This is a genomic window from Fulverythrobacter fulvus, from assembly GCF_037154085.1.
Classification (GTDB): Bacteria; Pseudomonadota; Alphaproteobacteria; order Sphingomonadales; family Sphingomonadaceae; genus Andeanibacterium; species Andeanibacterium fulvum.
The window spans coordinates 962,982-989,237 of sequence record NZ_JBANRM010000001.1 but is presented as its reverse complement, the minus strand read 5'-3'; the positions used below and the strand labels follow the sequence as shown (position 1 = coordinate 989,237).

General features: G+C 64.7%; 24 protein-coding genes. 17 read left to right on the top strand and 7 right to left on the bottom strand.

What is annotated here, in order from left to right:
* The first annotated feature begins 5 nt into the window (after window positions 1-5).
* The 4 genes from WFP36_RS04835 to WFP36_RS04820 all read left to right on the top strand — a co-directional run bounded on the left by WFP36_RS04835 (window position 6) and on the right by WFP36_RS04820 (window position 3,420).
* The gene (locus WFP36_RS04835) at window positions 6-950 is read left to right on the top strand and encodes an alpha-E domain-containing protein (RefSeq protein ID WP_336978329.1); all 945 of its coding nucleotides are present in this window, start codon (window positions 6-8) and stop codon (window positions 948-950) included.
* A gap of 5 nt (window positions 951-955) precedes the next feature.
* Window positions 956-1,771, top strand: coding sequence for a transglutaminase family protein (locus WFP36_RS04830; protein WP_336978327.1), 816 nt, complete (start codon window positions 956-958; stop codon window positions 1,769-1,771).
* A gap of 76 nt (window positions 1,772-1,847) precedes the next feature.
* Entirely contained in the window at window positions 1,848-2,588 is a 741-nt protein-coding gene (locus WFP36_RS04825; RefSeq protein WP_336978326.1) for a proteasome-type protease, read from the top strand.
* A gap of 196 nt (window positions 2,589-2,784) precedes the next feature.
* Entirely contained in the window at window positions 2,785-3,420 is a 636-nt protein-coding gene (locus WFP36_RS04820; RefSeq protein ID WP_336978324.1) for a response regulator transcription factor, read from the top strand.
* A 15-nt stretch (window positions 3,421-3,435) separates the two neighbouring features.
* Here WFP36_RS04820 and WFP36_RS04815 read toward each other — a convergent pair whose 3' ends face one another.
* Window positions 3,436-4,113: an extensin family protein gene (locus WFP36_RS04815; protein WP_336978323.1), complete on the bottom strand. Its 678-nt coding sequence runs from the start codon at window positions 4,111-4,113 to the stop codon at window positions 3,436-3,438.
* Between the two features lie 171 nt (window positions 4,114-4,284).
* Between WFP36_RS04815 and WFP36_RS04810 the strand changes: the two genes are divergently transcribed.
* From WFP36_RS04810 to WFP36_RS04800, 3 genes are all read left to right on the top strand, one after another.
* Window positions 4,285-5,430 (top strand): phosphoserine transaminase, encoded by a 1,146-nt coding sequence (locus WFP36_RS04810; protein WP_336978322.1) that lies wholly within the window; start codon window positions 4,285-4,287, stop codon window positions 5,428-5,430.
* Window positions 5,431-5,588: 158 nt separating this feature from the next.
* The gene (gene serA, locus WFP36_RS04805; protein ID WP_336978320.1) at window positions 5,589-7,175 is read left to right on the top strand and encodes a phosphoglycerate dehydrogenase; all 1,587 of its coding nucleotides are present in this window, start codon (window positions 5,589-5,591) and stop codon (window positions 7,173-7,175) included.
* A gap of 130 nt (window positions 7,176-7,305) precedes the next feature.
* Window positions 7,306-8,439, top strand: coding sequence for an ATP phosphoribosyltransferase regulatory subunit (locus tag WFP36_RS04800; RefSeq protein WP_336978318.1), 1,134 nt, complete (start codon window positions 7,306-7,308; stop codon window positions 8,437-8,439).
* Between the two features lie 135 nt (window positions 8,440-8,574).
* Here WFP36_RS04800 and WFP36_RS04795 read toward each other — a convergent pair whose 3' ends face one another.
* Window positions 8,575-9,501 (bottom strand): alpha/beta hydrolase, encoded by a 927-nt coding sequence (locus tag WFP36_RS04795; protein ID WP_336978317.1) that lies wholly within the window; start codon window positions 9,499-9,501, stop codon window positions 8,575-8,577.
* A gap of 242 nt (window positions 9,502-9,743) precedes the next feature.
* Here WFP36_RS04795 and WFP36_RS04790 point away from each other — a divergent pair, with 242 nt between their 5' ends.
* The 6 genes from WFP36_RS04790 (at window position 9,744) to fcl (ending at window position 15,793) form a co-directional block, all read left to right on the top strand.
* The gene (locus tag WFP36_RS04790; RefSeq protein ID WP_336978316.1) at window positions 9,744-11,033 is read left to right on the top strand and encodes an adenylosuccinate synthase; all 1,290 of its coding nucleotides are present in this window, start codon (window positions 9,744-9,746) and stop codon (window positions 11,031-11,033) included.
* Between the two features lie 14 nt (window positions 11,034-11,047).
* Window positions 11,048-11,557: a L,D-transpeptidase family protein gene (locus tag WFP36_RS04785; protein WP_336978314.1), complete on the top strand. Its 510-nt coding sequence runs from the start codon at window positions 11,048-11,050 to the stop codon at window positions 11,555-11,557.
* An 82-nt stretch (window positions 11,558-11,639) separates the two neighbouring features.
* Window positions 11,640-12,689 carry a winged helix DNA-binding protein gene (locus WFP36_RS04780; RefSeq protein ID WP_336978313.1) on the top strand — a complete coding sequence of 350 codons (1,050 nt, stop codon included), beginning with the start codon at window positions 11,640-11,642 and terminating at the stop codon, window positions 12,687-12,689.
* A 265-nt stretch (window positions 12,690-12,954) separates the two neighbouring features.
* On the top strand, window positions 12,955-14,022 hold the full coding sequence (gene gmd / locus WFP36_RS04775; protein ID WP_336978312.1) for a GDP-mannose 4,6-dehydratase: 1,068 nt from the start codon (window positions 12,955-12,957) through the stop codon (window positions 14,020-14,022).
* A gap of 38 nt (window positions 14,023-14,060) precedes the next feature.
* Window positions 14,061-14,828, top strand: a complete 768-nt coding sequence (locus WFP36_RS04770) for a class I SAM-dependent methyltransferase (protein ID WP_336978311.1) — start codon at window positions 14,061-14,063, stop codon at window positions 14,826-14,828.
* Window positions 14,825-15,793, top strand: a complete 969-nt coding sequence (fcl, locus tag WFP36_RS04765) for a GDP-L-fucose synthase (protein WP_336978310.1) — start codon at window positions 14,825-14,827, stop codon at window positions 15,791-15,793. The genes WFP36_RS04770 and fcl overlap by 4 nt, the downstream gene beginning before the upstream one ends.
* Before the next feature lie 31 nt (window positions 15,794-15,824).
* Here the strand turns inward: fcl and WFP36_RS04760 are convergent, their stop codons facing one another.
* Window positions 15,825-17,087, bottom strand: coding sequence for a polysaccharide biosynthesis protein (locus tag WFP36_RS04760; RefSeq protein ID WP_336978309.1), 1,263 nt, complete (start codon window positions 17,085-17,087; stop codon window positions 15,825-15,827).
* An 89-nt stretch (window positions 17,088-17,176) separates the two neighbouring features.
* Here WFP36_RS04760 and WFP36_RS04755 point away from each other — a divergent pair, with 89 nt between their 5' ends.
* Window positions 17,177-18,169, top strand: coding sequence for a glycosyltransferase family 4 protein (locus WFP36_RS04755; RefSeq protein ID WP_336978308.1), 993 nt, complete (start codon window positions 17,177-17,179; stop codon window positions 18,167-18,169).
* Window positions 18,170-18,194: 25 nt separating this feature from the next.
* On the opposite strand, the gene WFP36_RS04750 is transcribed toward WFP36_RS04755, so the two are convergent.
* Window positions 18,195-18,863, bottom strand: a complete 669-nt coding sequence (locus WFP36_RS04750; protein ID WP_336978306.1) for a class I SAM-dependent methyltransferase — start codon at window positions 18,861-18,863, stop codon at window positions 18,195-18,197.
* Window positions 18,864-19,085: 222 nt separating this feature from the next.
* On the opposite strand from WFP36_RS04750, the gene WFP36_RS04745 reads away from it, so the two are divergent.
* From WFP36_RS04745 to WFP36_RS04735, 3 genes are all read left to right on the top strand, one after another.
* Complete coding sequence (locus tag WFP36_RS04745; protein WP_336978304.1) at window positions 19,086-20,324, top strand: WcaI family glycosyltransferase; 1,239 nt, start codon at window positions 19,086-19,088, stop codon at window positions 20,322-20,324.
* Between the two features lie 83 nt (window positions 20,325-20,407).
* The gene (locus WFP36_RS04740) at window positions 20,408-20,839 is read left to right on the top strand and encodes a hypothetical protein (RefSeq protein WP_336978302.1); all 432 of its coding nucleotides are present in this window, start codon (window positions 20,408-20,410) and stop codon (window positions 20,837-20,839) included.
* On the top strand, window positions 20,836-22,356 hold the full coding sequence (locus tag WFP36_RS04735) for an SGNH/GDSL hydrolase family protein (RefSeq protein WP_336978300.1): 1,521 nt from the start codon (window positions 20,836-20,838) through the stop codon (window positions 22,354-22,356). The genes WFP36_RS04740 and WFP36_RS04735 overlap by 4 nt, the downstream gene beginning before the upstream one ends.
* Window positions 22,357-22,374: 18 nt before the next feature.
* Here the strand turns inward: WFP36_RS04735 and WFP36_RS04730 are convergent, their stop codons facing one another.
* The 3 genes from WFP36_RS04730 to WFP36_RS04720 form a co-directional block, all read right to left on the bottom strand.
* A complete protein-coding gene (locus WFP36_RS04730; RefSeq protein WP_336978298.1) occupies window positions 22,375-23,613 on the bottom strand; it encodes a glycosyltransferase family 4 protein in 1,239 nt (412 codons plus the stop codon).
* A 4-nt stretch (window positions 23,614-23,617) separates the two neighbouring features.
* Window positions 23,618-24,730, bottom strand: coding sequence for a glycosyltransferase family 4 protein (locus WFP36_RS04725; RefSeq protein WP_336978297.1), 1,113 nt, complete (start codon window positions 24,728-24,730; stop codon window positions 23,618-23,620).
* Window positions 24,731-24,823: 93 nt separating this feature from the next.
* Window positions 24,824-26,095, bottom strand: a complete 1,272-nt coding sequence (locus WFP36_RS04720) for an O-antigen ligase family protein (RefSeq protein ID WP_336978295.1) — start codon at window positions 26,093-26,095, stop codon at window positions 24,824-24,826.
* Window positions 26,096-26,256: the final 161 nt, after the last annotated feature.

Genomic DNA, 26,256 nt, shown 5'->3' with positions numbered 1-26,256 from the left:
AGAAGATGCTGGGCAGGACAGCCAATTCGATCTTCTGGATGTTCCGCTATCTGGAGCGGGCGGAGAATACCGCGCGCCTGCTGGAAGCGGGCTTCCGCATGGCGCTCACTCGCGGGGCGGATGCCGCCAATGAGGAATGGCGCTCGGTCATCGTTACGCTGGGCGAACGGGCGGAATACGAAGCCTTGCATGGCGAATATGCCGGCGCACAGGTGTGCAATTTCGTGCTGCGCGACAAGGAAAACCCGCAAAATGTCCTCGGCATGATCGAAGCCGCCCGGGCCAATGCCCGCAGCGCGCGCACCTCGATCACCGCCGAAGTGTGGGAATCGGTCAACGAAGCCTGGATGATGCTGAGCGAATTGCTCGATCGCCCGGTGCGCGAGGCGAGCCTGGGCAATGTCCTTGCCACTATCCGGCGCGAGGCGACGCTGGTGCGCGGCGCGACCTATGGCTCGATGTTGCGCAACGAAATCTATCACTTCGCGCGGGCGGGGACCTATCTGGAACGTGCGGACAATACGGCTCGCATCCTCGACGTGAAATATTACCTGCTGCTGCCCTCGCTCGCTTACGTGGGCTCCAGTCTCGATACCGGGCAATGGGACACGGTGCTGCGCTCCCTCTCGGCCGAGCGTGCCTATCGCTGGCTCAATGCCGGGCGAATGGACCCGCGGGGGATTGCGGAGTTCCTGATCCTCGACCGCCGTTTCCCGCGCAGCCTGGCCTTCTGCTACGATGCGTTGCGCGGCAATCTGGGCGCCCTTGCCGAACTCCACCATAATCGCGGCGACTGCCACGTGCTGATGCGCGAGGCGGATCGGAAACTGTGCGAGGCGACGATCGATTCGGTCTTCGACAAGGGCCTGCACGAGTTTCTCACCGCCTTCATCGGCGAGAACCAGTCCATCGCCAATGCCATCTCCCACGATTATCGTTTCATCGCCTGAAAGCCATGCGCCTCTCCATCCGCCATACCACTCACTACCGTTTCGCAGATCCGGTCGCGCATGGGCTCCAGCGCCTGCGCCTCACGCCCAAGGCCACGCATGGGCAGGAGATCCTGTCCTGGTCGATGACCTATGAGGGGGCGAAGCTCGAACTGGAATATGACGACCAGAACTGGAACCACACCACGCTGATCTCGGTGCTGCCGGGTGCGCAGGAAGTGGTGATCCATTGCGAAGGCACGGTCGAAACACAGGACAAGGCCGGTGTCATGGGCTGGCACGCCGGACATTTGCCGCTCTGGGCGTTCCTGTCCCAGACTGCGCGGACGAAGCCGGGCGCGAAGATGCGTTCGCTCATTGCCCAGGTGCGCCGCCACGACGGAGATGCGCTGACGATGCTGCACGGCCTTTCGGACGCGATCCGCGAGGCGGTGCGCTATGAAACCGGCGTGACGCATGTCCATACCACTGCCGAAGAGGCCCTGACCGAAGGCGTGGGCGTGTGTCAGGACCATGCGCATATCTTCATCGGCGCCGCGCGGGCGCTCGACATTCCGGCGCGTTACGTATCGGGCTATCTGATGATGGACGACCGCGTCCATCAGGAAGCGACCCATGCCTGGGCAGAGGCCCATGTCGAAGGGCTCGGCTGGGTCGGCTTCGACGTGTCGAACGGGATTTCGCCCGATCCGCGCTATGTTCGCGTCGCGACCGGGCGGGACTATGGCGAGGCGGCTCCGGTGACCGGGATCAGCTTCGGCGCGGCGCAGGAAGAACTGCACGTCGCATTGGCGGTAGAACAGCAGACCGTGGAACAGTAATCTTCAGGGCAGCGGTATTGCCACGGGCGGGATCGCCCGCAATGGCTGTTGAAGGATCAGAGTCAGGGGATTCGAAGTGACGTATTGCGTGGGCATGATGCTGGAAAAGGGGCTGGTGCTGATGAGCGACACCCGCACCAATTCGGGCGTCGATAACATCTCCACCTTTCGCAAGATGTTTCACTGGGAAGTTCCGGGCGAACGGATCATCACCCTGATGACGGCCGGCAATCTCGCCACCACCCAGGCTGTGGTCAGCCAGTTGGAAGAACGCAACAAGGCGCCGGACCAGCGGCAGAACTCGCTGCTGGAAGCGCCGAGCATGTTCCAGGTGGCCGTGGAAGTCGGTCGCCTGCTGCGCTCCACCATCCAGTCCTCCCAGGTGGGCAACGGGATGGAAGGGGAAGGGCGCTTCACTGCTTCGATGATCCTGGCGGGCCAGATCAAGGGCATGCAGCCCCGGCTGTTCATGCTGTACCCGGAAGGCAATTTCATCGAGGCGAGTTGGGACACGCCTTTCTTCCAGATTGGCGAAACGAAATATGGTCGCCCGATCCTGCTGCGCGGCTATGAAAGCGACATGGATTTCGAGGATGCGGTCAAGCTGCTCATGGTCAGCTTCGATTCGACCCTGAAGGCCAACCTTTCGGTCGGCATGCCGCTGGACCTGATGGTGATCGCCCGCGACAGCTTCGTGCCGCTGCACGAAAGGCGGATCGAGAAGGACGATCCTTACTTCCTGTCCATTTCCTCGCGCTGGGGCGATTCGCTCAAGGAAGCCGTCCACGCCCTGCCGGACTACCGCTTCGAAGGCTGATTTTTCGCCCTCCTACGATCGTTCGAATCGCTGCTCGCGGATGGGCCCTTAAGGGCAATTCCGTAATTCAAATCCGCTTCGGACCGATTTCTACTCTTGTTCTGACATATTGGTGCGAATTTACGGTATCTTATTGCCCTGAAACGGCGCCAAGTCGGAATGCATGCCAGGGGGGCATGCCCACATCCTTGAGGGCATGGGACAGGTTCTTACCATCCACTTCGTCGAACGCGACATCAAAGCGCGGGCAGAGGCTGCCCGGTTGGCGCTTGCACTCGGCTATCATGCCGAAGTGTATGCGAGCCTTGAGGAAATCGCGAAGCACCCACCGCGCGAGGGTATCCTTATCGTGCGCGACGACGAGCTCGGCAGCGGCGCGGCGGAGATTCTGGCTGCGCTCGACACGCTCGGCGTGTGCCTGCCGCTGGTGATCGCTTCCGAAGACGCTTCCGTCTCGCGCGTGGTCGAGGCGGTGAGCCTCGGTGCGCTGGATTATCTCCTTCTGCCGATCGAGGACGGAGCTTTCGCGGCCATGCTCGAACGGGTGGAAAAGCGCGCCCGCGAACAGACGCGCACTCGTCGCCGGATGATCGAGGCGCGGGAAAAGATCGGTTACCTGTCGGAACGCGAAGGCGAAGTGCTCGAACTGCTGGTCAATGGCGGCTCGAACAAGCTCATCGCGCGCGAGCTGGAAATCAGTCCGCGGACGGTGGAAATCCATCGCGCGAACATGATGGAAAAGCTCGGCGCCAAGCATGTCGCCGAAGCGGTGCGGCTCTATCTGGATGCGAAGCTGGATCGCCCGAGCAGGACCATCAGCGAACAGGAATAGGCGCCACCGCAGACCCTATCGGCAGAACGGCCGGCCGCCTCCTTCGAGGTGGAAATGGTCCTTGTGCGCTTCGTTATATTCCGGCCCCAGCACGGTGCCGAAGCGCTTGCACGCACTGGCATGGACGACGCGCAGGAATTCCCGCTCTGCCGGATTGCCGCTGCTCCACGCCTGCTTCACGCTGATCCGGCGACCATCGGCGAGGACGAAGCCCGATACGTCGATCGCATTGGCTGTGGCATGGGCGGACCGGCGCGAACTGCCGGCGACGTTGCGGCAGCTATAGCTGCCGAAGGTCTCGATCCGCGCGATAGGGCTGCCGAGGATTGTCCGCGCGGCGCGGTCGACACCGTAACGCGCCCAGCCGGCGAAACTGTTCGCCACCGGGCAGGCGACCGGGCCGATATTGGCGAGGCCGAGGGGGCGGCTCTCATCGCCGTAAAGTGCCGAAAGTTGCACAGTGTTCACAGTGGAGCAGCCGCCGCCGTAAAATTTGTCGGGCAGGGGAGTGAAGCTCGCCTCGGCCGCGCCGAGCTGAGTGAGGCATTGACGAGTCTCTGCGCTGGGGACGTAGGCGGGCTGGGCCGGGCGAACGGCCTGGCGGCCGGAACTGCTGCCCGAACTTCCGCCCGGCAGCATCGAGCAGGCGCCGAGCGCGGCAGATGCGAGAAACAGGGCGAATGCGCGTTTCATGGCGTGATTCTGCGACAAAGACGGTTAATTTTCAACTAAAACGGCTGTTTGCGAAAAGCGGATCGCCGCGCGTCCCGGCAATTCGCCTTGACACTCCCCGCAGCGCTACTAAGTGCGGCGGCGGGCCACGCGGTCCCAACGCCGCGCGTGCTCTCTGTGAGGAGAGTCTACATGACTGATACCAATGCCCGTCCGGCGGCCAAGCCGGCGCGTCCTTTCTTTTCTTCCGGTCCCTGCGCCAAGCCGCCGGGATATTCCCCCGAAAAGCTCGCTACCGAATCCCTCGGCCGCTCGCACCGCGCCAAGATCGGCAAGTCGCGTCTTGCCTATTGCATCGACCTGATGCGCGAAGTGCTTGAGCTGCCCGATACGCACCGCATCGGCATCGTGCCCGGTTCCGATACCGGCGCATTCGAAATGGCCATGTGGACCATGCTGGGCGCACGTGGGGTTACGGCTCTGGCCTGGGAAAGCTTCGGTGAAGGTTGGGTCACCGATGCCGTCAAGCAGCTCAAGCTCGAAGCCAATGTGATGCGCGCCGATTACGGCCAGCTGCCCGATCTCGACAAGGTCGACTGGTCGGACGACGTGCTGTTCACCTGGAACGGCACCACTTCGGGCGTGCGCGTTCCCGATGGCGAATGGATCCCCGACGATCGCGAAGGCCTGTCCTTCGCCGACGCGACCAGCGCCGTCTTCGCTTACGACATTCCGTGGGACAAGATCGACGTCGCCACCTTCTCCTGGCAGAAAGTGCTGGGCGGCGAGGGCGGCCATGGCGTGCTGATCCTCGGCCCCCGCGCCGTGCAGCGCCTGGAGGAATATACCCCCAGCTGGCCGCTGCCGAAGGTCTTCCGCCTGATGTCCAAGGGCAAGCTGGCCGAAGGCGTGTTCAAGGGCGAAACCATCAACACCCCGTCCATGCTGGCGGTGGAAGATGCGATCTTCGCGCTGGAATGGGCCAAGGGCCTCGGCGGCCTCAAGGGCCTGCAGGCACGCAGCGACGCCAATGCCGTGGCGCTGGACAAGATCGTGGCCGAACGCGACTGGCTGAGCCACCTCGCGGCCGACATGGGCACCCGTTCCAAGACCTCGGTCTGCCTCTCGGTCGAAGGCGCCGATGCCGACTTCATCAAGCAATTCGCCGGACTGCTGGAGAAGGAAGGCGCGGCCTATGACGTCGCCGGATATCGCGATGCCCCTCCGGGCCTGCGCATCTGGTGCGGCGCCACTGTCGACACCGCCGATATCGAGGCGCTCGGCCCCTGGCTCGACTGGGCCTATGCCGAAACCAAGGCCGCTCTGGCCGCTGCCTGATCTCCGTTTAACTCCCTCTCCCCTTGTGGGAGAGGGTTGGGGAGAGGGGTGCGCGAAGCGCTGGCATTGAGCCCCCTCTCCAGGTTCGACTAGGCGGTAGGCCGCCAAGTCTTCCCATCCTCTCCCGCAAGGGGAGAGGACATAAGGACACAAATCCCATGACCAAGCCCAAAGTCCTCATTTCGGACAAGATGGACCCCAACGCCGCCCGCATCTTCGAAGCGCGCGGCTGCGACGTGGACGTGATTACCGGTGAAACCCCGGAACAGCTGATCGCCCGCATCGGCGACTACGATGGCCTTGCCATCCGTTCGTCGACCAAGGTGACCAAGGAAGTGCTCGACGCCGCCAAGAACCTCAAGGTGATCGGCCGCGCCGGTATCGGCGTCGACAATGTCGACATCCCCTATGCCTCGGCAAAGGGCGTGGTGGTGATGAACACCCCCTTCGGCAATTCGATCACCACTGCCGAACACGCCATCGCCCTGATGTTCGCGCTCGCCCGCCAGCTGCCCGAAGCCGACGCTTCGACCCAGGCCGGCAAGTGGGAAAAGAACCGCTTCATGGGTGTGGAACTCACCGGCAAGACGCTGGGCCTGATCGGTGCCGGCAATATCGGCGGCATCGTGGCCGATCGTGCGCTGGGCCTGCGGATGAAGGTCGTCGCCTATGACCCGTTCCTTTCGGCCGAACGCGCCGTGGAACTGGGCATCGAGAAGGTCGAACTGGACGATCTGCTCGCCCGTGCGGACTTCATCACGCTGCACACCCCGCTGACCGACCAGACCCGCAACATCCTGTCGAAGGAAAACATCGCCAAGACCAAGAAGGGCGTGCGGATCATCAACTGCGCCCGCGGCGGTCTGGTCGATGAAGCGGCCCTCAAGGAAGCGCTGGATTCCGGCCATGTCGCAGGCGCTGCGCTGGACGTGTTCGCAGTGGAACCGGCCAAGGAATCGCCGCTGTTCGGCACGCCGAACTTCATCTGCACCCCGCACCTTGGCGCATCGACCAACGAAGCACAGGTCAATGTGGCGCTGCAGGTGGCCGACCAGCTGAGCGATTTCCTCGTCAATGGCGGCGTCACCAATGCGCTGAACATGCCCTCGCTTTCGGCCGAAGAAGCGCCGAAGCTGAAGCCCTATATGGCGCTGGCAGAAAAGCTCGGCTCGCTGCTGGGCCAGCTCACGCATGGTTCGGTTCCGCGGATCTCGATCCACACCGAAGGCGCGGCGACCGAACTCAACGCCAAGCCCATCGTGGCGGCCGTTCTCGCCGGTTTCCTGCGCGTCCACTCGGACACGGTGAACATGGTCAATGCTCCGTTCCTCGCCAAGGAACGCGGCCTTGAAGTGCGCGAAGTGAAGACCGAGCGCGAAGGCGATTATCACACGCTGATCCGTGTTTCGGTGAAGACCGATGCGGGCGAGCGTTCGGTTGCCGGTACGCTGTTCAGCAATTCCCAGCCGCGCCTGATCGAACTGTTCGGCATCAAGGTCGAAGCCGAACTGACCGGCCACATGCTCTACATCGTCAATGAAGACGCGCCGGGCTTCATCGGCCGTATCGGCACTCTGCTGGGCGAAAACAGCATCAATATCGGTACCTTCAACCTCGGCCGTCTGGCTGCTGGCGGCGAAGCCGTGCTGCTGCTGTCGGTCGATACGCCGGTTCCGGCCGAAGTGCTCGAAAAGGCTCGCAGCCTGCCGGGCGTGAAGCGGGCGATGCCGCTCAACTTCGCGTAAGGCGCCTGCAATAACCATCTCTCCATGGGCCCGGCCCCGGATTTTCTCCGGGGCCGGGCTTTCCTTTTGCGAGCCCTGCATCAATTGGGGGTTCGACAGGCCAAGCCCGAGGAGTTAGGGGCTCTCCGACATGAGCGATATCGACCGCGACCTGCTGCCCGAGGGGCTTGGAGACCGGCTGCCGCAAAGCGCGGCTGCCGCCACCCGGATCATGCGTGCCATCCTGGATGTGATGGACGCGCATGGATATGACCGCGTGCGCCCGCCGCTGATCGAGTTCGAGAAATCGCTCGCCGCGCGCATGGCCGGCATCCAGCCGCGCCGCATGTTCCGCTTCATCGATCCCGTCAGCCTGCGCACGCTGGCCCTGCGCAGCGACATCACGCCGCAGGTGGGCCGCATTGCCGAAACCGGCCTTGCCGCCGCGCCGCGCCCGCTGCGCCTTGCCTATGCGGGCCCGGTGACGACGATCAAGGCCGACGCGCTCGATCCCAGTCGGGAACGCCTGCAGGTGGGCGCGGAACTGATCGGCAGCGACGGTGTCGCCGCCGCCGCCGAGATTGTCGCCATGGCAATCGAAGCCGCCAAGGCCGCCGGGGCGACCGGGGTTTCGGTGGACTTCACTTTGCCCGATCTGGTGGACACGCTGGCCACCAGCATCCTGCCGCTCGACCCGCAGGCAATCGACGCAGTGCGCCGCGAACTCGATTCCAAGGATGCGGGCGGGCTCAAGGCTGTGGGCGGCGAAAGCTACCTGCCGCTGCTCTACGCCACCGGGCCGTTTGAGAGCGCCATCGAAAAGCTGGCAGGCATCGATGTGGGCGGCGTGCTGGAAAGCCGCATCCTGGGCCTGAAGGAAATTGCATCGCGCGTTGCTGGTGCTGCCCGGCTGACGCTCGATCCCACGGAACGGCACGGCTTCGAATATCAGAGCTGGTTCGGCTTCACGATCTATGCCGAAGGCGTCCGCGGGTTGCTGGGGCGCGGCGGCACTTACCGGATCAGCGGCGATGCCGCCGGGGAACAGGGCGGCGGCGAGGCCGCAACCGGCTTCTCGCTCTATCCCGATCCGCTGATCGACGTGGCCGCCAATGGCGCCGCGCGCGAGGCGGTGTTCCTTCCGCTGGGCCACGATCCTGCGGCAGCCGCGAAGCTGCGCGCGGAAGGTTGGCGCACGATTGCCGCGCTTTCGGATGCGGATGATGCGGCCACGCTGGGCTGTTCGCATGTGCTGGAAGGCGGCGCGGCGCATATCCTCCCCTGACAGGGGAGGGGGACCACCCGCAGGGTGGTGGAGGGGCACGGGCGATAAGGCCTGCCCTTCAAGTTCGCACTGTCGGGCCAGCCCCCACCACCGGGCTTCGCACGGTCCCCCTTCCCGTGCCGGGGAGGGGATGAACTACCCGAAAATCCGCTTCAGCCAGTCATCCACGGCCTTGGTCGCGGCATAGTCCGGATCGCCCAGGCTGCGATTGATGGTCATGTGGCCCTTGAGGCCCTTGCCGGGGAAGCTCTTCACCGTCACATCCGTGCCTGCCTTGCGCAGGGCGTCGGCAAGCGCGTTGCTCTGGCGGATGCCGTCGGCGCGCTGGACGTGGAGGATCAGGAAAGCGGGGGCATTGGGCTTTGCCGAGTGGAAGGTGGGCGAAAGTTCGCGCTGCCGGGCCGGGTCCTTGCCGAATGCGTTGCCGAACATATTGCCCAGCCACGGCCCGCGTGCCGCCTTCATCTGTTCGGGCACGTCATAGGCGGCGCCGTCGATCGGGATCACTCCGGCAATGTCCCGTTCGGACAGGCCGGCCGCCTTCAGATAGCGCGGATCGGTACCGACCAGCGCCACCAGATGCGCCCCGGCCGAATGGCCCATCAGCACCACCCGGCTCTTGTCGATGCCAAGCTGGCCCGCACGGTCGAGCAGGGCCTTGAGTGCGTCGGCCACGTCCTGCGCCTGCTGTTCCACCGTTGCCTTGGGCACCAGCCGGTAATCGATCGTGGCGAAGTTATAGCCTTCGCCCGTGTAATGCGGGGCCTTGTCCTTGCCGGTCGCATTATCCTTGCTGCCCTTGGACCAGCCGCCGCCATGCACGAACATCACCAGCGGCGCAGGCCCGCGCGTGGTCTTCGCCGAATGGAAATCCAGCGTCTGGAGCTTGTCCCTGCCATAGCTGATGGTCTGTTTGGCAATCGCGCGGGCAGGAGCGGTGCGAGCAGGGGCAGCCCGTGCTGTCTGCGTGCCCTCGCGCGAGGCGGCCCAGGCTGCGTCGGCAAAAGTGAGCGTGAGGCTGGAGGCAAAGAGGAGGCCGGAGGCCAGGGCTACGAACTGCATGCGTTTCGTCCTTTCGGGCCCCCGCACGCACGCTAATCGCGCAAACTGGCCATTCCAGCCGCGAATTGTCGCAAATTGTCGTGCGGGGTCATGTGACATGGCCTTGACTCCGGGAGCCGGAAGCCATTAACGCGCCCCCGCATTGAGGCAGCGTGAACCGCTTCCTTCCCGGATTTCATCCCGTCGCCGAGTCCTGTCGAAGGGCGTAGAGGATCCACCTGGCAGGGTGGTGAGGTATAAGCATGGCTAACGTTACCGTGATCGGTGCCCAGTGGGGCGATGAAGGCAAGGGCAAGATCGTCGACTGGCTTGCCAGCCGCGCCGATGCCGTCGTCCGTTTCCAGGGCGGCCACAATGCCGGCCACACGCTGGTGGTGGGCGAAAAGGTCTACAAGCTCAGCCTGCTGCCTTCGGGCATCGTCACCGGCACGCTGTCGATCATCGGCAATGGCGTGGTGCTCGATCCCTGGGCCCTCAAGGCCGAGATCGAAAAGCTCGAAGGGCAGGGCGTCGTCATCAATCCGGATAATTTCGCGATTGCCGATAATTGCCCGCTGATCCTGCCGCTGCACCGCGATCTTGACGGCCTGCGCGAAACGGCTGCCGGTTCCGGCAAGATCGGCACGACCGGTCGCGGCATCGGCCCGGCCTATGAGGACAAGGTCGGCCGCCGCGCGATCCGCGTGTGCGATCTGGCTCATCTCGATTCGCTCGACGCCCAGCTCGACCGCCTCTGCGCCCATCACGATGCACTGCGTGCCGGTTTCGGGCAGGATCCGGTGGATCGCGCGGCCCTGCTGGCCGAACTCAGCGAAATCGCGCCCTTCGTGCTGCAATTCGCGCAGCCGGTGTGGAAGCGCCTCAACACCGTGCGCAAGGCCGGTGCCCGCATCCTGTTCGAAGGCGCGCAGGGCGTGCTGCTCGACGTCGATCACGGCACCTATCCGTTCGTCACCAGTTCCAACACGGTCAGCGGCACGGCCGCTTCCGGCTCGGGCCTCGGCCCCAGCTCGACCGGCTTCGTGCTGGGCATCGTGAAGGCCTACACCACCCGCGTCGGCTCCGGCCCGTTCCCCACCGAGCTGGAGGACGAGACCGGCCAGCGCCTGGGCGAGCGGGGCCATGAATTCGGCACCGTGACGGGCCGCAAGCGCCGTTGCGGCTGGTTCGATGCTGTGCTGGTGCGCCAGAGCTGCGCCATTTCCGGCGTCACCGGCATCGCGCTGACCAAGCTCGACGTGCTCGACGGGTTCGAGACAGTGAAGATCTGCACCGGCTATCGCCTGCGCGGAAAGGTCTTGGATTACTTCCCCAGCCACGCCGCCGATCAGGCCGCGGTCGAGCCGATCTACGAGGAAATGGAAGGCTGGAGCGGCACCACTGCCGGCGCCCGTTCCTGGGCCGATCTGCCCGCGCAGGCGATCAAATATATCCAGCGCGTGCAGGAACTGATCGAAACGCCCGTGGCGCTGGTTTCCACCAGCCCGGAACGCGAAGATACGATCCTGGTGCGGGATCCCTTCCTCGACTGATATGGAGTGGGGCGATGACCTTGCGCATCGCCCTTTCCGCCGCCTTCTCCGCAGGTGCGGCACTGGCCCTGTCTTCCTGCACCTCCGTGCGGGAGGGACCACCACTGCGCGCCGATCTGATCCGGGTCGACAAGTCGGACCGGACGCTGACTCTCTATGCCGGGGGCACGGAGATCAGGACCTATTCCGGCATCCAGTTGGGCGGTGCGCCGCAGGGGCACAAGCGCTTCGAAGGCGATGAGCGGACGCCCGAGGGGCGCTACACCATCGACACGCGCAATCCGCAAAGCGCTTACCATCTCTCGCTGCGCATATCCTATCCCAACCCGCAGGATCGCGCCTATGCCCGGTCACAGGGACGCTCTCCCGGCGGGGATATCTTCATTCACGGCCAGCCCAATGCAATGCCGCTCGGCCGCGTGCCGGGGGACTGGACCGATGGCTGTATCGCCCTGTCCAATTCGGAGATGGAAGAGCTGTGGCAGGCCGTGCCGGACGGCACCCCTATCGTGATTATCCCTTAGTTGAATGACCTTGACCTGATCCTTGTTTGTTCTCACTATGTTCAAAATGGATCAGAGTCGGATCGCTTAAGGAGATTGCACGGTGGCACAGGCGCAATTCGCCCATGAGGATATGGGTGGGAACGGAGCCACAGGCACGGGTTTAGGCACGGGCATGATTGCCCATGTCGACCGGCTGCCGCTGGCGGTCTCGATTTTTGCCGCGCGCCCGCGTGTGCGGGAGGAAATCCGGGAAGACGCTTTGGTTGCCGGTTTTCGCGTCGGCCAGTGCGGCGATCTCTCGCTCCTGCTGGCCAATGAGGCGATCCCGCTGGGCGAAGTGGTGCTGGTGGATTGCCCGCAGGTCGGGCCCGCCGAACTGGCGGCGCTGACGCAGCTCGACCAGCGCGCTGCGCGTTCCGCTGCGCAGCTGGTGGTCGCGACCGGGATCGACGCGCTGGACGATGTCTTTGCCTGTCTCGACCAGTCGGGCGCCCAGATTCTCGTGGCGCCGGGCCGGGCGGAACGGATCGTCGCCATGGGCCGGGTGATCGGTCAGGCGGCGCAGATGCGCCTGCGCGAATTGTCGGAGGAAGACCGGCTCCAGCTTATCCGCCTGTCGGAACAGGTCGATGCAATTGCCCAGAAGCTCGACCGTCTGGGGGTGGAGCATCCGGCAGGCGCGCTTGCCCGCCATCATGGCGAAGCCGGCACGCTGCAGGTCGAAGTGCCTCCTTCAAGATGGCATGGGTCGGACGATGGCGGCGATGCCAGCGACCGGATGCGCCGCGCAGTGCGCCCGGCGCTGCCCGATCCCCGCCTTGTGCGGCAGATCATCCGGCAGCGCCAGTTGCGTGCGCGGTTCTTCGATGCGGACCTTTTCGCGGACCCGGCGTGGGATATCCTGCTGGACCTCACGGCTGCCCGGGCGGAGCACAAGCGGGTTTCCGTAACCTCGCTGTGCATCGCATCCGGCGTTCCGCCGACCACTGCCTTGCGCTGGATCGGTCAGATGACCGAGGCGGGGCTGCTGGCAAGGGTGGAAGATGAAGCGGATCGCCGCCGTGCTTTCATCGCCTTGTCGGACAAGGCGGCAGACGGAATGGCGCGCTATTTCGCGGAAGTGGCCAAGGGCGCGGCGCAACTGGGCTGATTTCGCAGTTTCGATCCCGGCCGTGCCCTCTGGGGGGAGGAGAAAGTTCGAGCGGCATTGCCGATGCAGCCTATTCGGTCCACCCTTGCGCCCCTCGCGATGAGGGGGCGGGGGCAGGCGGCCGCGGTTTTTCTCGCAAATGCGGTAAACCCGCTCCGCTCAAGGTTTATATGCAGCAGGTCGCCGTTTTTGCGTTGCCGCAAACCACCCCGTAACTACTACCGCCTAAGCATCTCTTTCACCGCCACTTGGACAGGGGGAAAGCTTGGCAGACAAGGTTGCGTTGATCACCGGTGTAACGGGACAGGACGGGGCCTATCTGGCTTCGCTGCTGCTGGAAAAGGGTTACGAGGTTCACGGCGTGAAGCGCCGTTCCTCTTCCTTCAATACCGGGCGAATCGAAGAGATTTATCAGGACCCCCACGTCGAGAACGCGCGGTTCCACCTTCATTACGGCGATCTCACCGATGCGACGAACCTGATCCGGATCGTGCAGGAAACCCGGCCGAGCGAGATCTACAACCTCGCCGCGCAAAGCCACGTGCAGGTGAGCTTCGAAACGCCGGAATATACGGCCAATTCCGATGCGCTGGGCACGCTGCGCCTGCTGGAGGCGATCCGTATCCTCGGCATGGAAAAGACCTGCCGTTTCTATCAGGCCTCCACCTCGGAACTCTACGGCCTCGTGCAGGAAGTACCCCAGCGCGAGACCACGCCGTTCTATCCGCGCAGCCCCTATGCCGCGGCCAAGCTCTATGCCTATTGGATCACGGTCAATTACCGCGAAGCCTATGGCATGCATGCCTCCAACGGCATTCTGTTCAACCATGAAAGCCCGCTGCGCGGCGAAACCTTCGTCACGCGCAAGATCACTCGTGCGGTGGCGGCGATTTCGCTGGGCCGGCAGGACAAGCTGTTCCTGGGCAATCTCGATGCCCGGCGCGACTGGGGCCATGCGCGGGAATATGTCCGGGGCATGTGGTTGATGATGCAGCAGGACGAGCCCGACGATTACGTGCTGGCAACCGGCGAAACCACGCCGGTGCGCGAATTCGCTCGCTGGGCGTTCGAGGATGCCGGCATCCCGATCGAATTCAGCGGCGAAGGCGTGGAGGAGAAAGGGCATTGCCAGAAGACGGGCAAGGTCCTGCTCGAAGTCGATCCCCGCTATTTCCGCCCGACCGAGGTGGACCTGCTGATCGGCGATCCGTCCAAGGCGCATCAGAAGCTGGGCTGGCGCCACGAAACGCCCGTTCGCGAACTGGCCCGAGAGATGGTGCTGGCCGATCTGGAGATCATGCGGGACGCACCGATCTCTGCGACCAACACCTGACGGCAACATTGTGCGATAGCCCCATCGAGGAGGCGTGGATGAGCAGTGCCAGCGAGAATGTGGCGCGGATGTTTCCTGAAATCGGCGCGGGCGGATATTCGCGCGTGGATGGAACTGTCGAGTTCTACAGCAGGGTCAATGCGCTGCTTCGGCCCGATTTCACCGTGATGGACCTTGGGGCGGGGCGCGGAGCCCAGTTGCTGGTCGAACCCGCTTCCTACCGCACGCGGCTGGCGACACTGCGGGGCAAGGTGGCGAAGGTCGTCGGCGTGGATGTGGACGATGCGGTGTTCGAAAATCCCTATCTGGACGAGGCCGGGCTGATCGAGATCGGCAAGCCCTATCCCTTTCCGGATGGCACTTTCGACCTGATCCTGTCGGACTGGGTGCTGGAACATGTCGCCAATCCGGTGGAATTCGCGGCGGAGATCGACCGGGTGCTGAAGCCCGGCGGCTGGTTCTGCGCCCGCACGCCCAATCGCTGGGGCATGGTGGGGCTGGCGACGAATCTCATCCCCAATCGCCTGCACACCAGGACGCTTTCGAAGCTGCAGCCCGGCAGGCAGAGCCAGGACGTGTTCCCCACCGAATACCGGCTCAACACGCTGGGCAGGCTGCGGGCGGCATTCCCGGCGGATCGGTGGGAGAATTATTCCTACCTCACCAATCCGGAACCGCCCTATGTCCAGAAATCGCTGCTGGCGATGCGGCTGGTGCGGCTGGCCTGGCGTTTCGCGCCGGACCATTTCGGCACGGTGCTGAATGTGTTCCTGCGCAAGCGGCCTGCTGAAGGAAGCGATGCATGACGGGGCCTGAGTTCGCGCTTGAGGGCAAGCGGGTATTCGTTGCAGGCCATCGCGGCATGGTCGGCTCCGCAATCGTCCGCCGTCTCCAATCCGAAGGTTGCACAATCCTCACGGCGGGGCGCGATGTGCTGGATCTGGGCGATCAGGCCGCCGTGCGGGACTGGTTCGCTCGCGAGAGGCCGGATGCGGTCTGTCTGGCGGCGGCCAAGGTGGGCGGCATTCTGGCCAATGACACCTATCCGGCGGACTTCCTCTACGACAATCTGATGATCGAGGCGAATGTGATCGAGGCGGCCTATCGCAATGGCGTGGGCAAGCTGCTGTTCCTCGGATCGTCCTGCATCTATCCCAAATTCGCGCCGCAACCCATCCGGGAGGATGCGCTGCTGACCGGGCCGCTGGAACCGACCAATGAATGGTACGCAGTGGCCAAGATCGCCGGGATCAAGCTGTGCCAGGCCTATCGCCGGCAGCATGGCTGCGATTTCATCTCCGCCATGCCGACCAATCTCTATGGGCCGGGCGACAATTTCGATCTGCAATCCAGCCATGTGCTGCCCGCGCTGATCCGCAAGGCGCATGAGGCGAAGGTTTCGGGCGCCGAGAGCATCACCATCTGGGGCACGGGCACGCCGCGGCGCGAATTCCTGCATGTGGACGATCTGGCAGATGCCTGCGTCTTCCTGCTGAAGACCTATTCGGATGCCGAGCACGTGAATGTCGGCTCCGGCAGCGACATCGCGATCCTTGAGCTGGCGCAGCTGGTGTGCCGCGTGGTCGGGTTCGGCGGCGGGATCGTGACGGATATTTCGCGGCCCGACGGTACGCCCAGAAAGCTGATGAGCAGCGAGCGGATCGCCGCGATGGGGTGGCGCTCCCGGATCGCACTGGAGGAAGGGATCGCCGGTGCCTATGCCAGCTTCCTTGCGGGCGAGGCCAGAGGCGGCGATGCAGCGGGCAGCTGACGCCCTGCCACCGCTTCGGTACCCGTTCCCGTCAGCCTTCCATCTTGCCCAGCAGCGCGATCTCGCCCCGTCTGCGGGCGGCGATCAGGTCGATCGCCAGGGCGATGGCGATCCAGATCGAGAAGCCGGCGAAAAACATGTAGCCGCCTTCCACCGTGTCCAGCGGCAACAGGAAGGGCGCGGCCACGCACCATGCCAGGCCCATCGGGATGCGCAGCCAGGCCCAGCGGTTCCATCCGCGATGCGACACCAGGTTGGACGCCACCTGCACCGTATTGGCGAAGGACACGGCGATGGCACAGACCAGCAGCGCCTGCGCCTGATCGGCATAGGACGGGCCGATGAAGAACAGCAGGCTCTGCGGCGCAACGGCGGAAAGGGCGATAAGCCCGATCCCGGGCAGCATGGCGAGTGCCACGAAGGCGCCGAGGCGCAACAGCGTGCGGTCTTTCGTCTGGGCGAAAGCGGGCACGAAGAAGGCCAGGCTGACAGCGGCGACCGGCGCGAGGAGCTGGGCGATGCGGGCGAGGGCGCCATAGGTTGCCAGATCTTTCGGGTCGCCCAGATGCGTCAAATAATAGATCGCGGCCTGCGACTGGAAGACGTTGAACAGATCGGCCGGCAATTGCCTGATGGCCACCGCGCGAATGGACTTGGTGGTCGCGGCCGCCGGCTTCGCGCCGCCGCCGCCAACCGAGCGCCTGACCCATTTCACGATCGGCGGGATACGCAGCGCCGCCGTGACGAGATTCACCAGCAGGGCGGCAGTCACCGACACGGCGTTGAACAGCCGCAAGGCGATCACCAGCAGGGCGCGGCCGAACGAGATCGTCGTGTCGAGATTCTGCACGGGAACGGCCTTGCCGTCGAAATAGAGCACCTGGTCGATCACGCCGCTCTGCAGGTCGGCCAGCCAGGTGAGCGCCAAGATGCCGACGATCACCCCCGCGATCAGGTTGCTTGCCCCGGCCTGCGTCAGCAGGAGCCAGGATGCGATCAGGATCGGCGGCATGGTGAGGGCCGAAACGATCAGCCGCGCCTGCACGGAAGAGGCAATGGCGCGTCCTGCGGCAAGGCGGTCGGGCCAATGTTCGGAAAGCTGGGCCGCCAGCCCCATGCGCACGCCGCCGCGCGTCAGCAGGGTGATCGCGCCGGCCATGGTGATCGCCACGGTGTAGAGCGCGTAATCCTCCACCGACATCCACCGGGCGAGCAGCAGGCCGGCAACCGCCGCCGCGCCCTGCGCCAGCACGCCGCCTGCAACGAACGATCCAATTCTTCTGAGCGAAATCACATGAAACCCGTTGATCTGGACCTGTCGGAAACACGTGGTCCTGTTATCGCTGACGCAGACCGTGCAATGTACATGGGAGAGGCCCGGCCATGAAGATACACGTCTATTGCCGTAGTTTCGCTCCTGCGATCGGCGGTATGGAAAGGCTGCTCGAAACGCTTGCCCGTGAATTCGCACGGGCAGGGCACGATGTCCATGTGGTGACCGAGACGCCGGGCGAGGCGGACCTGCCCTTTCCGGTCTACCGGGCGCCCGGTTTCCGTCGCTATGTGGAGCTTGCCCGCGCGAGCGACGTGATCCTCAGCGCACCGCTCAGCCTGCGCCGCCTTCCGGCGCAGATAGTGTCGGGCAAGCCGATCGTGGTGGCCCATCCCATCGCCTTTGGCGGTGCGGGCCTGCAGCGGCTGTCCGCCCATGCCAAGGGGCTGATCGCCCATCTGGTGACCAATATCGTGCCGAGCGGTTTTCTCGGCCAGGGCCTGCCGCGGCCCATCGTCATCGCCAATCCCTATGACACCGGGCTGTTCCATTGGCCGGAAGCGGGGGCGCAGCGCGAAGGGATCGTGTTTGCCGGACGGCTGATCCGCATGAAGGGCGCTCATCTTCTGGTGGAGGCCTTTGCGCGGATCGCCCATGCCCGTCCCGGCCTTGTGCTGACGATCGTCGGCAATGGCCCGGAAGAGGGCAATCTGCGCGAACTGGCCGCCAGCCTGGGCATCGGCGCAGCAGTGCGCTTCACCGGGCCCCTGCGCGGCGAGGCGCTGGCCAGCGAGTTCCGCCGCCACGCGATCATGGTGGTGCCCACGGAGGGGGTGGAGGCCTTCGGCATCATCGCCCTTGAAGGGCTCGCCAGCGGCTGCCGGATGATCGTGGCGCGCAGCGGGGGCCTGCCGGAGGCGGTCGGCCCCTATGCCCTGCTGTTCGAACGGGGCGACGTTGCCGGCCTTGCCGCCTGCCTGGAACAGGCGCTGGCCGAACGCGAGCCGCCCACGCGCGAGGCAGTGGAGCATTATCTGGAAGACTTCGCGCCGGAACGGATCGCGGCGCGTTATCTCGAGGTGCTCGAAGGGCGGCTGTGCTGAGCCCACGGACCGGCCGGGGTGCCGTTCAGGCTTTGCGGATCAGCAGGCACAGCGTGTCGCCCGGCACCGGGTCAGGCACGAAGCTGCGCGCAAGGGCCGCCAGCAGCCGGGTGGAGCCGCGCGAAGTGATGCTTGCGCCTTCCGGATAGGCCCAGCGCCGGTCGATCCGCAATCCGTGCCGGGGCAGCACCCGCTCCAGCGAGGTCAGCAGCACCGGATAGATATGGGTCGGATCGCCCTTGGCGTCGAACTGCTTGAGATTTCCGGTCAGGAAAAACCGCATGCGGCACAGGGCCGAATGCACGTTGGGCGTGGAGACGAGGAAGGCCCCGTCGTCGGCCAGATGGCGCGAGACATGGTGGAACAGGCGCCCGGGATTTTCCAGATGCTCGAGCAGTTCGATGGCAGTGATCAGCTTGAACTTGCGGTCGCCCAGTCCGACGTCGTCATAATCGAGATTCGCCTGGCTGATGGTTGCCCGGTCGGTGGCGAAATCATCGGCATAGAGGTCGATGCCGTGGAGGTTGGAATAGCCCAGCCCGCCCAGCCGGTGAAGCCAGGCGCCAGTGCCGCAGCCGATATCGAGCACCGGTTCGTCTTTTCCCATGGCGGGCAGATGCTCGGCAAGGGCGGCATGGAGCCCGCCCAATGTACGCTCGACAAGCTTGTCATTGCTCAGTTCGGCTGAATCCAAGGCTCTTGCTCCTAATCCGGTTCGAGATTGCACGAAGGCAGATACCCTTGGCGCATGAATGGGTTAAGGCAGAGCTAAGCCGATGCCGGCGAAGGCGCTGCACTGTCACGATTTGTCAATCCGAACGGCGCAGGGATAGGGCGGTTGAGACTATCCGCTCTTGGCCAAAGACCAAGTGTTTGCTCATTTGGCTCACGAATCTCGCGAGGCCCCCGAAATCGCATGCGCATCCTTATCGTCGGTATCAATTACGCCCCGGAGCCTATCGGCATCGGGCCCTACACAGCCGGTACGGCGCGTGCCCTGCGCGAGGCCGGGCATGAAGTGGAAGTGCTGACCGGCAAAGCCTATTATCCCGACTGGAAGATCGATCCGGCCTTTGCCCGGCCGATCTATCACCGCAGCGTGGAAGACGGGGTGCGGATCACGCGCTGCCCGCTTTACGTGCCTTCGCGCGATGGCGGGCTGAAGCGGATCGCCCATCATGCGAGCTTCGCCGCCGCCGCCCTGCCGGAAGCGGTGCGGATCGCACGGCGCTTCCGGCCGGAACTGGTGCTGGCCATCGCGCCCTCGCTGGTTTCCTTCCCGGTCGCCCGGGTCGCGGCGCGCATCGCGGGGGCCAGGCTGTGGCTGCATATCCAGGATTTCGAGGTCGAGGCGGCGTTCGCCACCGGGCTGATGGACAGCAGGTCGCTGCTGGCCAGGACCGCTGCCGGTTTCGAGGCGCGGCAATTGGCGGCGGCGGACCGGATCACGTCGATTTCCCCGCAAATGTGCGCCCGGCTGGCGGCCAAGGGCGTGCCGGAGGACAGGATCGCGCAATTCCGCAACTGGGCCGAGATCGAGCATATCCGCCCACTGGAAGCGCCGTCGCCCTATCGGCAGGAATGGAACATCGCCGAGCCCTTCGTCGCGTTCTATTCGGGCAATATCGCCAAGAAGCAGGGCATCGGGATCATCGTGGAGGCCGCCCGCCTGCTGCGGCACCGGCGCGATCTGGTGTTTGTTATCTGTGGCGAGGGGCCCAATCGCGCGGAGCTGGAGCGCGAGGCCGCGAGCCTGGGGAATATCCGCCTGTTCGACCTGCAGCCGCGCGAAAGGCTGGGCGAGTTGCTGGGGCTGGCGACGCTCCATCTGCTGCCGCAGCTGGCGGATGCGGCCGATCTGGTGCTCCCTTCCAAACTCGCCAACATGATGGCGTCGGGGCGCCCCGTAGTGGCCACTGCCGCGCCGGGGACGGGCATCGCCAACGAGATCGCGGATTGCGGTGTCTCGACGCCGCCGGGCGAGGCAGCCGCCTTTGCCGCGGCGATCGAAGCCCTGCTCGACGATGCGGAGCGGCGCGAGCGGCTCGGCTTCGCGGCCCGCCAGGCGGCGGAACGGCGCTGGAGCCGGGCGGAGCTTCTGGAGCAATTCTGCGCAATGGTGGAATATTCTCCCGATTTTGCGCGAAATCGGTAAAAACAATTTTCCTACAAGAACCGATATGGTTATTTGAGTGACCCTCTGGCGATTCCCTTCGCCGCTTTCGGAGGATTCCTCACATGACAGAGCTGCCTATCGTCGCTCCCGCGCGGTATTTCCCGGTCACGGCCATCGCCTTCGGTATGCCCGGCGGAGATGGAGTGACGGTCGACGCCGATCACCCGCTTCCGATGGAACTGGCGCCTGCGCCCTCGGGCGTTGTGCCACTGGCAGGCTCGGTCAGTTCGAGTACGGTCCTTGGCCCGTTCACGCCCCGTCTGGGGCGGCCGATCTGGCTCTCCCTGTCCGGAAACTGGACCGGTAGCGCAGCGTTCAAACGTTCGCCCGATGGCGGTGCCACCAGGCTGCCATTGACGGCAGGAGGCGCGCCATGGGGCATCTTCAACGGCAATGCCTGTGAGCAGGTGGTCGAAGAGACCGAGGCCGGTGCGACCTATTTCCTCGACGTGTCGCTGCTGTCGGGCACGCTGACCTACCGGGTGTCGCAATGATCGCGGTCGACGCGATTTCGCGTGGCCGTGCCCGCCAGCAGGGCATCGCGTCCCGCCGCCGCCGCCTGGCCGACAGTCTGCGCGCCACGATGGGCCGCTATGAAGTGCCGCGCTTCGTTCCCTGCGTCGTTGCCGGCATTGCCCAGCGGGCGACTGCCACGGCCTATGCATACGGCGCGCTCGTGGCGCAGGATGCTTGGGTGCTGCGGTGCATAAAGGCGGGTGCCTCCGGCGCTTCGGCCATGCTCTCGCTCGCCGATCCCGATTACATCGCGGATGGCGCGGCGGTCTGGGCCGTGCAGGGCAGGCTCGCCCCGGTTCCGTTCGCCAACAATCTGGCGATGGCGAAGGGCCAGCAATTCGCCACTGGCGGCATGATGTTCGAAGTGACAGTGGCGGGCACTACCCATGCCGCCGACGCCGCGCCTTCGGCCCCGTCAGGCGGCACGCATGGCAGCGTCACTTATGTCTATGTCGGCAGGCAGGAATTGCCGCTGGTCTATCTCGTGGAAGGGGCCGCGCCCGCCGGGACCAGCCAGCAGGCCGCCTGTTCCGACAATGCGAAGATCGCCGCCAGGGGCGGAGTGAAAGTCGATGCCTACCCCAATAACGGCACGGTCGGCACGATCATGAGCCAGAGCTGGGATGGGGCAGCTCTGGCGCGCGGGCAGGGATCGTGGCTGTGGCAGACCGATGCCCCCTTGGCGGCCATTCGCGGCTTCATGCAACTGTTCGGCGATCATATCTGGGTCGACGGCAGGATCGTGGCGAATGTGACGCAGACGGCGGCGGCGGCCTATCGCCAGATCGTGATCGACAGCACGGGCCTCTCGCGCAGGATGCGCACTATCCGCCACCGTTCCGGCAGTGTCACGGGCATTCTCGGCATCTGGGCCACCGGCTTCGACACGGTGCGTGCGTGGAGCGGCTATTCCCCGCTGCGCATCGTCTCGCTGGGGGACAGCTTTACGGAGGGATATGGCTTCACCTCCTATCTTTCCGACATGCTGGGGGTAGAGGACTGGTGGGTGCAGGGCATGGGCGACACCGGCATTCTCGATACGGGGCCCGGCCGCGCCAACTGGACCGAGCGGCTGACCCTCGATGTCATCTCGCGCGATCCGGATATCGTCCTCATCCCCCTGTCGCAGAACGATGGGCCGGGCGAAGCCACCAACATTGCCTTTGCCGCGATGCTCGATCGCATCCGCAACGAGACGCATGCCGAAGTGGTGGTGGTGGGCGTGTGGAACAATCGCGGGCCGCTGACGTCCGGCAATGCCTATGCGCTGGATACGGATCTGCAGGCCATCTGCGCCGCCAAGGGCGTGCCCTATATCAAGTGGCGCGATCTGCTGACCGATGGCGGCTATGTCGGTGCCGCAGCCGGTACCGGCAATTCCAAGTTCTACACCACGTATGACGGCACGCATCCCACGGCGCCTGCCGGCATGCATTTCCGCGCTTCCTATCTGGCGCCGCGCTTCCTTGAGGCGGTGGAGGGGCTGGCCGCCTGAGGCTAGGCGGGCACCAACCTAAAGTTGCATATCCCCGAGTAGCTTCGCGATATTGTCCCGGTAATTCGCGAAGCTGTATCGGTGGGCCGCCGCCGGGGCATTGGCTCGCCATTGCTCGACCAGGTCGCGGTTTTCGATGGCCTGCATCATCGCCTCGTACAGGGCCTCTTCGGCGATGTCTGGCATCAGGATGCCCGTATCCGCCGTCACCGCGATATCGGCATTGCGCGACTGGATGATGCCCATGCCCGAGGCGAGCGCTTCGTAAAGGACGATCCCGGCGCCTTCGAAATAGGTCGGGAAGATCAGCACGTCGGCCTCGCGCATCAAATCCACCATGCCCCGCCGTGCGACGGTGGGGATATGCGTGACCCTTTCGGCATAGCGGGCATAGGTCTGCGCGGGCACCTGCAAATCGCCGACGATCGTGAGCGAGGCAGCCTCCGGCGCGATCCGCTCCATCGCCTTGAGCGCGAGATGGACGCCCTTGCGGACCCCGGCCTGCCCGGCGAAGAGGAAGCGGAGCGGTTCGTTCTTCGGCCGGGGCGGGCGCGGGGGCGCATCGGCGAAGAGCAATTCGTCGTAGCAATAGGGCAGCACGCGCAGCTTCCCGGCAATCGCCGCGCCGCCATGCTGGGCAACGGTCTCGGCGGAAAAGGGCGAGCCGGCCAGAATGACGTCGGCCTGTTCGTATTCCGCCTGATTCTGCTCGATCCGCTGCTGGTCCATGCGGAAATCCGCCTTGGGGAAGAATTCGGGATAGTCCTCGAACACGGCTTGCATGATTTCATTATAGGCGCGCCAGTCGCCAATCGTGCGGTCGAGGATGCAGGCCCGGCCATGGGCCTTCGCGGTGGGGAACAGATTGCCCGCCACATTGTCATAGGTCCACAGGGCAAAGGGCTTCGGCCCGCCGAGCATCCGTTCCAGATCGTCGGCAATGCGCCTGTTCCCGATCCGGTCGAGCCGCGCGGCCAGATCGCGATAGCCCTGTCGCCGGGCAATGCGTTCCAGCCATTCCCACACGCCGCTCGTCCGCACGAGATCGGGGTTCAGGCCGCCATGGCTGAAGCGCCGGAACTCCCGCCCGAGCCGCTCGCCCAGCGATCTGGGCAGATAGCGTTCGATCCGATAGGGCCAGCGGTCGGGCTGGTAGAAGATCGAAGTCGCGTAGAATTCCAGCCTGCCGAGTTGCTGCAAGGCATAGGCCGTCTGCCAGCTGTGCTGGGTGCCGGGGTGCACGACCGCAACGTTCATAAAGTCAGCTTTCCCTTGCCTCGACCAGATCGCGCAGGCCCTTTGCGAATAGCTGGGTGTCCCCCCGGTCGGCGGACGCCAGCGCGGCTTGCGACATGCGCGCGTGCTTTTCGGGATCGGCGTGCATCAGTTCCATCCCGGCCGCGATGGTTCGCGGATCGTGCGGATTGATGAGGACGCCATTGACCAGATTGTCGACCAGAATGTCGGAGGCCCCGGCATTGACGGTGCAGATCACCGGCAGGCCGAGCGCCAGCGCCTCGTTGATGACGAAGCCGAACTGCTCCTCCACGCTGGGCAGGATCAGCGCCAGCGAACAGGCCATGGCCTGCCCCACTTCGCGGGTCTGCAGAAAGCCTGCAAACTCGACGAGATCCGCGATGCCCAGCCGGTCTGCCTGCGCGCGCAGTTCCGCTTCCAGCGGGCCGTCGCCCAGGATGCGCAGGCGCCGCGCACCGGGATAGCGCCGGTTGAATTCGGCAAAGGCCTCAAGCGCGGCGGCGATGTTCTTCTTGGGCACGAGGCGGGCGACGATGATGAAGTCCCGCTGCTCGAACGGCGGCACTTGCGGCAGGGTCGCGGCGACATGTTCGCGCAGGCGCTTGGTGTCGATCGTGTTGTAGCCGAAGACCATCCTGGCCCGGTCCACCCCCAGGAACGCCAGATATTCGCGCGAGCGCAGGCTGGAGGTCATCGCGCCGTGATAGGGGCGCAGGAACAGGCTCTTCGCCACTTCGCGTCGCAACACGCGGGGCAGATCGTCGAACTTGGAATTCATCATCGCGAACAGCCGCTTGCCCGTGAACAATCGCAGCAGGATCGCGCAGGTCATGGTCGGCAGGCCGTAATGGCACAGGAAGACGTGGCGGGCCGGGTGCCTGCGTACCGCCTGGAACAGCCGCCAGACCTGCGCGGCGAAGGACGGGCGCTCCCCGGCGGCGTTCAGCGTCACCACGCGGTAATCGACCGCCACTTCCGCTTCCCAGCTATAGGTGTCGCTGGCGTGGCTGAACTGGATTGCGGTTACGTCGAACCCGGCTGCCGCTGCGGCCCGCAGCCGGTCGTCATGCGTGGGGCCGAGATTATCCCACACGAAGAGGAGGGGCAGGTCAGGCAAGGCTTGTCCTTTTTGTATCGAGTGGATGCCTGTTGCACAGCAACATTACCGCGATCCGAACGCTGTCTGTGGATGGTCTCGCTTCGGCCGGGATCAGGGGTGCCCGGTCGCGCCTTCCGCCGCGGGCCCGCCCGCCCGGGCCGCGACCTGCGCGCGAAAGGCGGCTTTCGAAATGGTCTGGCCATATTGCCGCAATGTGGCAGCGGGGCCTTGCGCCAGCGGCAGGGCGGAAAAGCCCAGCAGCAGCACGAAGAACACGAAGGGGTAGGGGTTGAGGTTGAAGAAACGGTCATTGAGCATCAGCATCGCCAGCGTTGCCGCCAGGATCGAGGCTGCCCTGCGATCGCGATGCCACATCCTGACGCCGTGATAGATCATCAGCCCCAGAACGATGAGGAACATCAGCCCGAGATTCGCGAAGCCGTAGAGGAAGAAATTGTGCGGGGATTCGATCTCCCTGACTTCGTAGATCGCGGAGCCGTTCCCGACGATGGGGCTTTGCATGAACAGATCATAGGCCATCTGCCAGCGATCCGTCCGCCCGACCAGCCCGGTGCCCTGTCCGCGATAGGGATCGTCCAGCAGGAACACGGCGTTCAGGATCTCTTCGGTAAAGCCGATGGCAGTCACGCTCACCAGAGCGACGGCCAGGATAAAGGCCCCGAAGATCGCTGCCGGATATCTGCGGGCATATGCCATCCCGTCATTCAGGAAAGTGATCGCCAATGCGATCAGCATCGCCAGCAGGGCCGAGCGCCCCTGCATCAGCAGGACCGGCGCTACCAGGATCAGCGCCCTGAAGATAATCGCCTTGCCGCGGAAGAAGATGCAGGCTGCCATCAGCGCGATCGCGTTGATCTCCGAACCCAGATTCGGATGGGTCTCCGAAAAATACAGCGCGCGGCCGTTCACCGGAATCGTTCCGATCAGGGCGAGCGCCAGATAGAGCAGGCTCGTGGCGCAGACGGTATCGACGAACGCCTTTCCGTAGGAAACCAGCCTCTCGCGATCGGCGACGATATAGACGCTCAGCAGCAGGCTGATCGACATCGCCGCCAGCTGGAGCGGCGCATCGCTGTTCTGATAGGGCGAGGCGATCAGGCTGATCGCCGACACAGCGGCAAAGACCAGTACGAAGCTCGCGCTGCTCAAGGCCGGACGCCGGAACGGAAGCAGCGCGACGATAAGCAGCTTCACGACCAGGCCGGCCCCTACGAAGGCAGGCGGCGTGCTCGCGAAGATATAGGCGAAGATCGGTGCACAATCGGCAATGCCGGCCATCGCCGCTAGAACCCGATGATATTTCGACCCCGAAGTGAAGGGAGCGTTTGCCTGACCTGCAATCGCCATGCCCTGTCGCGCCATCGTTCCTCAGCCATTTGCTGGGGCCGCGTAGTGCGGTCCCGGAAAGGTTCACTGCCTTTGCCGCGTAAGCGAAACAAGGCCATGGTCCGGCATTTTCGGCAGGCCGCAAGTCTGGCACGGGCAACCGTGCAGCACAGGCCATGCCGAGCTTGACGAGCGTG

What these genes read in the sequence shown, in the direction of transcription:
- WFP36_RS04835 (WP_336978329.1), top strand. Translation starts at nt 6, where the DNA reads ATGCTGGGCAGGACAGCCAATTCGATCTTCTGGATGTTCCGCTATCTG.
- WFP36_RS04830 (WP_336978327.1), top strand. Translation starts at nt 956, where the DNA reads ATGCGCCTCTCCATCCGCCATACCACTCACTACCGTTTCGCAGATCCG.
- WFP36_RS04820 (WP_336978324.1), top strand. Translation starts at nt 2,785, where the DNA reads ATGGGACAGGTTCTTACCATCCACTTCGTCGAACGCGACATCAAAGCG.
- WFP36_RS04815 (WP_336978323.1), bottom strand. Translation starts at nt 4,113, where the DNA reads ATGAAACGCGCATTCGCCCTGTTTCTCGCATCTGCCGCGCTCGGCGCC.
- WFP36_RS04810 (WP_336978322.1), top strand. Translation starts at nt 4,285, where the DNA reads ATGACTGATACCAATGCCCGTCCGGCGGCCAAGCCGGCGCGTCCTTTC.
- serA (WP_336978320.1), top strand. Translation starts at nt 5,589, where the DNA reads ATGACCAAGCCCAAAGTCCTCATTTCGGACAAGATGGACCCCAACGCC.
- WFP36_RS04800 (WP_336978318.1), top strand. Translation starts at nt 7,306, where the DNA reads ATGAGCGATATCGACCGCGACCTGCTGCCCGAGGGGCTTGGAGACCGG.
- WFP36_RS04795 (WP_336978317.1), bottom strand. Translation starts at nt 9,501, where the DNA reads ATGCAGTTCGTAGCCCTGGCCTCCGGCCTCCTCTTTGCCTCCAGCCTC.
- WFP36_RS04790 (WP_336978316.1), top strand. Translation starts at nt 9,744, where the DNA reads ATGGCTAACGTTACCGTGATCGGTGCCCAGTGGGGCGATGAAGGCAAG.
- WFP36_RS04785 (WP_336978314.1), top strand. Translation starts at nt 11,048, where the DNA reads ATGACCTTGCGCATCGCCCTTTCCGCCGCCTTCTCCGCAGGTGCGGCA.
- WFP36_RS04770 (WP_336978311.1), top strand. Translation starts at nt 14,061, where the DNA reads ATGAGCAGTGCCAGCGAGAATGTGGCGCGGATGTTTCCTGAAATCGGC.
- fcl (WP_336978310.1), top strand. Translation starts at nt 14,825, where the DNA reads ATGACGGGGCCTGAGTTCGCGCTTGAGGGCAAGCGGGTATTCGTTGCA.
- WFP36_RS04755 (WP_336978308.1), top strand. Translation starts at nt 17,177, where the DNA reads ATGAAGATACACGTCTATTGCCGTAGTTTCGCTCCTGCGATCGGCGGT.
- WFP36_RS04745 (WP_336978304.1), top strand. Translation starts at nt 19,086, where the DNA reads ATGCGCATCCTTATCGTCGGTATCAATTACGCCCCGGAGCCTATCGGC.
- WFP36_RS04740 (WP_336978302.1), top strand. Translation starts at nt 20,408, where the DNA reads ATGACAGAGCTGCCTATCGTCGCTCCCGCGCGGTATTTCCCGGTCACG.
- WFP36_RS04735 (WP_336978300.1), top strand. Translation starts at nt 20,836, where the DNA reads ATGATCGCGGTCGACGCGATTTCGCGTGGCCGTGCCCGCCAGCAGGGC.
- WFP36_RS04730 (WP_336978298.1), bottom strand. Translation starts at nt 23,613, where the DNA reads ATGAACGTTGCGGTCGTGCACCCCGGCACCCAGCACAGCTGGCAGACG.
- WFP36_RS04720 (WP_336978295.1), bottom strand. Translation starts at nt 26,095, where the DNA reads ATGGCGCGACAGGGCATGGCGATTGCAGGTCAGGCAAACGCTCCCTTC.